Source organism: Methylobacterium aquaticum (genome assembly GCF_001043915.1).
GTDB lineage: Bacteria > Pseudomonadota > Alphaproteobacteria > Rhizobiales > Beijerinckiaceae > Methylobacterium > Methylobacterium aquaticum.
Genome location: NZ_LABX01000426.1, coordinates 1 through 710, shown reverse-complemented (window position 1 = coordinate 710; position 710 = coordinate 1). Strand labels below are relative to the sequence as shown.

1 protein-coding gene is annotated in these 710 nt (G+C 67.3%); it reads left to right on the top strand.

Annotated features, from left to right (window positions below):
• Window positions 1-51: 51 nt before the first annotated feature.
• Window positions 52-710: acetyl-CoA carboxylase carboxyltransferase subunit beta (locus VP06_RS32965; RefSeq protein WP_048468047.1), on the top strand; the 659-nt coding region annotated here is incomplete at its 3' end.

Here is a 710-nt window from a genome sequence, read left to right as displayed (position 1 = left end):
CGCCCGCAGCCCCATATCAAGCCAGACGAATCCGACGATCGAGGAGCGATCATGGTCGAGGCGATAAACTGGATCTCCGAGGTCGTGCGCCCGAAGATCAAGACGCTGTTCAAGCGCGAGACGCCGGAGAACCTCTGGGTGAAATGCCCGGAGACCGGCCAGATGGTCTTCCACAAGGAGGTGGAGGCCAATGGCTGGGTGATTCCCGGCTCCGAGCACCACCTGCGCATCACCGCGCAGCAGCGCCTGAAGCTGATGTTCGACCAGGGCACCTGGCTCGACGTGCCGTTGCCCGAGGTGGCGGCCGATCCGCTGAAGTTCCGCGACGAGAAGCGCTACGCCGACCGGCTCAAGGATGCCCGCGCCAAGACCGGGATGACCGATGCGTTCAAGGTCGGATTCGGGCGTGTCTCGGGCCTGCCGATGACGCTGGCGGTGCAGGATTTCGGCTTCATGGGCGGCTCCCTCGGCATGGCGGCCGGCGAAGCCTTCGTGCGCGGCGCCGAGACGGCGCTGGAGAAGCGCACGCCCTACGTGCTGTTCGCCGCCTCCGGCGGCGCGCGGATGCAGGAGGGCATCCTGTCGCTGATGCAGATGCCCCGCACCACCGTGGCGGTGCGACGTCTGAACACCGCGCGCCTGCCCTACATCGTCGTGCTGACGAACCCGACCACCGGCGGCGTCACCGCCTCCTACGCCATGCTCGGCGA